General features: G+C 47.7%; 1 protein-coding gene. It reads left to right on the forward strand.

What is annotated here, in order from left to right:
- A partial coding sequence (locus V5298_RS20680; protein WP_332933289.1) for an MFS transporter occupies nt 1–1,128 on the forward strand: 1,128 nt, incomplete at its 5' end.
- Nucleotides 1,129–1,133 lie beyond the last annotated feature (5 nt).

The following is a 1,133-nucleotide window of genomic DNA, read 5'->3' on the forward strand; positions in this document are numbered from 1 at the left end:
ACCCTGACCAGCTTCATCACCCCTTTGTTATTTGGCGCTATGATGCTGGCGATCATGGATGCGTCGTTTAATTTAGCCTTTCAACCTTTTCGCGCACTCGTGTCCGATATGGTGCCCGCTGAACAACGGAATCTGGGTTACTCAATACAATCCTTTTTGATTAATCTGGGTGCCGTATTTGGCTCTATTCTTCCATTTCTTCTTACCAATGTTATTGGGCTGGATAATATTGCCGCCCCGGGCCAGGTCGCCTCGTCGGTAATTAGCGCATTTTATATTGGCGCCACGGTGATGTTAGGCTCTGTGCTTTGGACTGTGATCCGGACAAAAGAATATGCGCCCGGAGAAGCGGGATTACCTCCCCTTGAAAAAGCCCCTGTACGTCCCCCGTTAACAACCCGTTTGCGGGGTTTTTGGCAGCTGTTTAAAACCATGCCAAAAACGATGAAACAACTGGCCGTGGTGCAGTTTTTCTCATGGTTTGCCTTGTATATCATGTGGGTATACACCATGCCTGCCATTGCCCAGCACATTTGGCAAGTGGATGCCAAATGGTTTGATCCGGATTTTCTTGCCAACATACCCCAGCTTCCAGCCCACATTGCACAAGCGAAAGGCGCGGCCGGTGACTGGGTAGGTATTATGTTTGCCAGTTACTCTTTATTTGCAGCCCTCGCCTCCATTGTTATGGTCAAGGTGGCCAATAAATATGGTCGCAAGCGCACCTACGCCTTATCCCTTTTAGCCGGTGCGGTGGGATATATCAGTATCTTTTTTATGCAAAACGCCCAAGCCACCCATCTCAATTTGGGCTTTACTCAGATTGATGTTCCCCAGGGTGCAGTATTGTTACTCTTCTCCATGATAGGGATTGGCATTGCATGGGCGGCCATTTTAGCCATGCCCTATGCCATTTTGGCGGGGAGTTTACCCGTTAAACAAACCGGGGTTTATATGGGGATCTTCAACTTTTCCATTGCTTTCCCGCAAATTATATCTGGCGTACTTGCAGGATGGATATTAACTACCTTGTTCGATAATCATGCTATTTACATCATTATGCTGGCAGGCGTTTCCATGTTATTAGCAGCGGTCTCTGTCACCTTAGTGCAAGAAAAAGACACCTAGCAAGG

The organism is Alteromonas sp. 14N.309.X.WAT.G.H12 (assembly GCF_036697315.1).
In the GTDB taxonomy this organism is placed as follows: Bacteria; Pseudomonadota; Gammaproteobacteria; order Enterobacterales; family Alteromonadaceae; genus Alteromonas.